Genomic DNA, 5390 nt, shown 5'->3' with positions numbered 1-5390 from the left:
GTAAGACATCCAAGGTGGCTGGACGCAGCCGGGCCTCGCCGAAGCCATCGACGACCCGAGCAGCAAGCCCGGGAATTCATTCCCGGGTAGTTGACTGGTTTGTTGATGTCGAGATTCTCCGGGTCGACACAAGTGGGGTGGGGCGGCGCAGCGTGCCGGCGGGCGCACAGCCCGTTCAGCCGAGGTGTCTCAGGTCCTCCGCGGTGTCGATGTCGTACGCCTTGGCCACATCGGAACACTCGACGAGGGTGATCGCATCGCGGTGCGCCCGCAGGTACGCACGCGCCCCCTGGTCGCCCACGGCACCCGCCGCGATGTCCGCCCACCGGTCGGCACCGAACAGCACCGGATGGCCGCGCTCCCCGTCGTACGAGGCTGCCGCCAGCGTCATCCGGGAGCGGTACGCCGACCGGACCCGCGCCACTGCCTGCGCACCGATGCCCGGCTGGTCGACCAGGAGGACGAGCGCCGCGTCCGCCTCCGTACCGGAGAGCGTGCCGAGCCCCGCCCGCAGTGAGGAACCCATGCCTTCCGGCCATTGCGGGTTGACGGTCACCGCGCATCCCGAGAGGTCCGCCCGGGCCCGCACCTCGTCCGCTGCGGCGCCGAGCACCACATGGACGGGGTCGCAGCCGCCCTCCCGCAGCATGCGTATGGCGTGCTCGACGAGCGGCCGCCCGCGGTGTTCCAGCAACGCCTTCGGCCGGCCGCCGAGCCGTCGGCCACCGCCTGCGGCGAGCAGCAGACCTGCGATGACGGGGGGAGATGAATCAGCCATGAGGCCCTGAATACCTCACCACGCCCATGAATTCCTACACGACCCGGCCGAGGCCCGCGTCCCCTACGGGTCACCCTGAATTCTGTCCCTGGAGTGGCGCACGGCACCTTTCATAGCGTTAACTTGCCCGCACCTCCGGACACTTGACCACTGTCCGGGACATAGTCGAAACACCGGCACAAAGATGTGCGAGGGGGAGTGCTTTGTTGCGAAGCATGGGGCAGACGCGGGGGACCAGCAGTGGCGAGGACCCGAGGGTGACGGAGTTGCGTACGGCCGTCTCCCGGCTCCGCCGTGAGCTGGCGGGGCATCCCGCGGAGTTCCCCGACCGCGGGATCGCCGAGGACGAACTGGCGGCCCTGGACGCGATGGCGGTCACCGGAGTGCCCGAGATTCCGCGGCTGCGCCGCTCACTGTTGCTGATCGCGGGGGCGATCGGCTCGGTCAGCGCACTGGCATCCGCGCTCAGGGACGTGCGGGTCGCCGTGGATCTCTTCGGCGAGCCGCCGCGCCGCTGATGTAACGGGCTCCCCCACGATAGGGAGTGGATCAGCGAGCGGAATCGCAGGGCGTCGGGAGCCCACTCCCTACCGTGGGGGAGGCCGTAAGGGAGGGGAGAGCGCGGGCAGGGGTCAGCGGCGGATGAGGCGGCGCGCCGTTGCCGCAGCGACCGCCGACGTGCGGGAGTCGACGCCCAGTTTGGCGTAGATGTGCACCAGATGGGACTTCACCGTCGCCTGGCTGAGAAACAGCGCCTTGCTGATCTGCAGGTTCGACAGTCCCTCACCGACCAGTTGCAGCACCTCCAGCTCGCGCTTGGTCAGGGCCTCCGCGGGCGTCCGCATGCGGTCCATCAGCCGGTGCGCGACAGCCGGGGCGAGCGCCGAGCGGCCCGCCGCCGCGGTGCGTACCGCTGCTGCCAGCTCCTCGGGCGGGGCGTCCTTGAGGAGGTAGCCGCTCGCGCCCGCCTCCACGGCCGCCAGGATGTCGGCGTCCGTGTCGTAGGTGGTGAGGATCAGGACCCGGGGCGCGTCGGGCACCGCGGTGATCGCCGCGGTGGCCTCCGAGCCGTGCAGGCCCGTCCCGAACTGGAGATCCATCAGCACGACGTCGAACTCGCCGGTCGCCGCGAGCGCCACGGCCCGCTCGGCGGTGTCGGCCTCGGCGACCACGCGGAAGTCCGGTTCGGTGTCGAGGACGGCCCGCAGGCCCGCACGCACCACCGGATGGTCGTCGGCGAGCAGCAGCCGGATGGGGGTGGGGGTCATGCGGCGGACCTCTCTTCGTGCCCGGGCAGCGGGAGGGGGAGGGTGAGCGCCAGGGCGGTGCCCTGGCCGGGGGCCGATTCGACACTCAGCGTGCCGCCGATCGAACGGGCCCGGGACCGCATGGCGGGGAGACCGAAACCGCCGGTCTCCGTGGCCCCCGTGACCGTGGGTGATCCCGGCGAGAAGCCCCGGCCGTCGTCCACGACGTCCAGCGACACCGAGGTGTCCATGAAGCTCAGCGTGATCTCCGCACGCCGGGCTCCGGCGTGCTGCACCGTGTTGGCCAGCGCCGACTGGGCGGTACGGAGCAGCGCCACTTCGTACGGCGTCGGCAGCTCCACCGGCGTCCCGCTGACCGCGAACTGCACCGCCAGATCCGGTCCGGTGGTGCGCGCGCAGAGGCGTTCGAGGGCGCCCGCGAGCGAACCGTTCTCCAGATCGGGCGGGGAGAGGGCGCGTACGAAGCGGCGGGCCTCGGCGAGATTGTCCTGCGCGGCCTCGCGGGCCCGGCGCACATGCGCGGTGGCGGGTGCGTCCGGCGGAAGGGTGCGTTCGGCGGCGCGCAGCAGCAGCTGAATGCTGGACAGGCCCTGCGCGAGCGTGTCGTGGATCTCGCGGGCCAGCCGCTCGCGTTCGGCGAGCGTTCCCGCCGTGCGCTCGGCGAGGGCCAGCTCCGCCCGGGTCGAGACCAGCTCCTCGATCAGCTCGCGGCGCCGCTCGCTCTCCCGGAACAACGCGTCGTACCCGAGGACCGTGGCGATCGCGACCGCCGCACCGAGCAGCGGCCCGATGAACGCGCCGGGCGTGATCGGCCCGCCGTGCAGCACAAAGCCGGTGATGGCAGCTGCCGCGGTGACGACGACGGCGGGCAGACCCCAGCGCATCGGCAGCAGATGCAGCTGCAGGAAGTACAGCGGGAAGGCCAGCCACAGGGCCTCCGGTGAGACGACGAGAAGAGCGAGCCAGAGCGCCCCGAGCAGCGACAGCCACAGGGCGGCCGCCCGGTTCTGCGGCTGCACGGCGGGGGCGAGCGCGCCCGCCGCGTAGACAGCGGCCATGACGCAGGCGAGCGCGACCACGACGGTCGCGTTCGACGCGCCGTGTCTCACGGCCGACACCGCGGAGAGCGCCAGCAGTCCCAGCAGCAGTGCGTGCAGACAGAGCCGCAGCGCGGCGGCGACCGGGGTGTGCGAACGCGAATCCATGATGTGTTCCAGCGTAGACGCGCGGCGTCCGCGACCGGTCAATCGAAAGGTTGATGTCAGACCCCTCCGGCGTGCGATGTTTTCGCGGACCGGCCGACCGAGGCTGGAGTCATGTTCGTCGCATGGAGAGATCTCCGGTTCGCAAGGGGCCGGTTCGCGCTCATGGGCACGGTCGTGGTGCTGATCACGCTGCTCGTGGGCTTGTTGTCCGGTCTTACGGCCGGTCTGGCCAGGGAGAACACCTCGGCCGTCACGGGGCTGAACGCCGATCACCTCGCGTTCGCCGCCCCGCCCGACGGCCAGTCGGTGTCCTTCACCAACTCGACCGTCGGGGAGAGCGCGTGGCGGAGCTGGGCGAAGCAGCCCGGCGTCAGTGCCGCGCAGCCCCTCGGCATCCGTACGCTCAACGCCGCCGCCGTCCGGGGGAAGCAGACGGCCGCCGTGTCGGCGTTCGGTGTCGAGCCGGACTCGGGCCTGGCCCCGACGGCCGGTGGAGCGCGCGTCGCCCCGGGGAGGATCGTGCTCTCCGAGCAGGCCGCCGACGAGCTCGGCGCGGCTGCCGGTGACCGGGTGCGGCTCGGCCGCGTCGAGGTGCGTGTGGCGGCGGTCGCGGGAGATGCCTCGTACAGCCATACGCCGGTCGTGTGGACCTCGCTCGACGACTGGCAGCGCTTCGCGGACAGCGGGGCGGGCGGCGCGCCGCACGCCACGGTGGTGGCCCTGACCACCACGGGTGGCGCCGACCTCGCCGCCGGTGACAAGGCGGCCGGCACCAGCACGCTCTCCCTCGGCGATTCACTCACCGCCATCGGCTCCTACCAGGCCGAGAACGGCTCGCTCCAGCTGATGCGTGGCTTCCTCTTCGCCATCTCGGCCCTGGTGATCGGCGCCTTCTTCACCGTCTGGACGATCCAGCGCAGCGGCGACGTCGCCGTCCTCAAGGCGCTCGGCGCCTCCACCCCGTACCTTCTGCGCGACGCGCTCGGGCAGGCCGTCGTGATGCTCGCGATCGGTACGGGGCTGGGGACCGCGCTCGCCTCTGGCATCGGCGCGGTGGTCAGCGGCGGGGCCGTGCCGTTCGTCCTCGACGCGGCGACCGTCCTCGTTCCGGCGGCCGTCATGATCGCCCTCGGCGCCCTCGGGGCGGCGCTGTCCATCCGGCGGATCACCGCCGTCGACCCGCTCACCGCACTCGGGAGTGCCCGATGACCCTCACCCTCGCCGATGTCACCCTCACCTACCCCGACGGCGACGGCCGGCTCACCGCACTCGACCGCGTCTCGCTCGACGTTCCCGAGGGCTCGCTCACCGCGGTCGTCGGACCGTCCGGCTCCGGCAAGTCCAGCCTCCTCGCGGTGGCGGCGACGCTGGTCACGCCGGACGAGGGGCGGGTCGTGGTCGCAGGCCGGGAGACGGCGGGACTCGGACGCGCGGAGAAGGCGGCGCTGCGCCGCGAACGCATCGGCATCGTCTTCCAGCAGCCGAACCTGCTGCCGTCGCTGACCGCCGTCGAACAGCTTCAGGTGATGACCCATCTGTCGGGCGGCAACACGCGCGGCGCCCGCAGGCGGGCGCTGGAGCTCCTCGACGCGGTCGGTCTGGCCGACAAGGCGGACCGCAGGCCGCACCAGCTGTCGGGCGGCCAGCGCCAGCGGATCAATATCGCGCGGGCGCTGATGAACGATCCGGCGGTACTCCTGGTCGACGAGCCGACGAGCGCTCTCGACCATGAGCGCGGCGCGGCGGTGCTGGACCTGCTGATCACGCTGACCCGGGAACGGTCGACGGCGACCGTGCTGGTCACCCACGACCGGACGCATCTGGAACGGGCGGACCGGACGGTGGTGATGCAGGACGGGCGGCTGACGGAAGCGGTGCTCAGCTGATCCCCGAACGAAGATGTCGGTGCCCGCCGGGTCGCTGCCCGGCGGGCACCGCTGCGTCCGTGTGGTCTCAGAGGCTGTCGGGGGACCTCTGACCGGGCGGCCACGCCCTGGCACGCACGCTTCCCGCGTTGTCGTCGGTCGGCGACGCTCCGCGTCGCCTCCCTCCTCCGCCTTGGAATCGCACGCACCAGACCGCGTCCGCTTTCCGGTCCGAGGTCCCCCGACAGCCTCTCAGCCGGTCGGACCGTTGCTG

General features: G+C 72.0%; 6 protein-coding genes. 3 read left to right on the top strand and 3 right to left on the bottom strand.

Annotated features, from left to right (window positions below):
* Positions 1-175: 175 nt before the first annotated feature.
* A complete protein-coding gene (locus tag ACWD6R_RS39735; RefSeq protein ID WP_451823214.1) occupies positions 176-778 on the bottom strand; it encodes a nucleotidyltransferase family protein in 603 nt (200 codons plus the stop codon).
* Positions 779-993: 215 nt separating this feature from the next.
* Here ACWD6R_RS39735 and ACWD6R_RS39730 point away from each other — a divergent pair, with 215 nt between their 5' ends.
* Complete coding sequence (locus tag ACWD6R_RS39730; RefSeq protein ID WP_451823213.1) at positions 994-1296, top strand: DUF5955 family protein; 303 nt, start codon at positions 994-996, stop codon at positions 1294-1296.
* A gap of 114 nt (positions 1297-1410) precedes the next feature.
* On the opposite strand, the gene ACWD6R_RS39725 is transcribed toward ACWD6R_RS39730, so the two are convergent.
* Complete coding sequence (locus tag ACWD6R_RS39725) at positions 1411-2046, bottom strand: response regulator (RefSeq protein ID WP_451823212.1); 636 nt, start codon at positions 2044-2046, stop codon at positions 1411-1413.
* A complete protein-coding gene (locus tag ACWD6R_RS39720) occupies positions 2043-3251 on the bottom strand; it encodes a sensor histidine kinase (RefSeq protein WP_451823211.1) in 1209 nt (402 codons plus the stop codon). Before ACWD6R_RS39720 ends, ACWD6R_RS39725 begins: the two co-directional genes overlap by 4 nt.
* Before the next feature lie 111 nt (positions 3252-3362).
* Between ACWD6R_RS39720 and ACWD6R_RS39715 the strand changes: the two genes are divergently transcribed.
* Complete coding sequence (locus ACWD6R_RS39715) at positions 3363-4460, top strand: ABC transporter permease (RefSeq protein WP_451823210.1); 1098 nt, start codon at positions 3363-3365, stop codon at positions 4458-4460.
* Complete coding sequence (locus tag ACWD6R_RS39710; protein ID WP_451823209.1) at positions 4457-5137, top strand: ABC transporter ATP-binding protein; 681 nt, start codon at positions 4457-4459, stop codon at positions 5135-5137. The genes ACWD6R_RS39715 and ACWD6R_RS39710 overlap by 4 nt, the downstream gene beginning before the upstream one ends.
* Positions 5138-5390: the final 253 nt, after the last annotated feature.

It is taken from the genome of Streptomyces sp. NPDC005151 (assembly GCF_053599875.1).
Note: the sequence above shows the minus strand (reverse complement) of the source record. Positions and strands in the feature narration are given on the sequence as shown.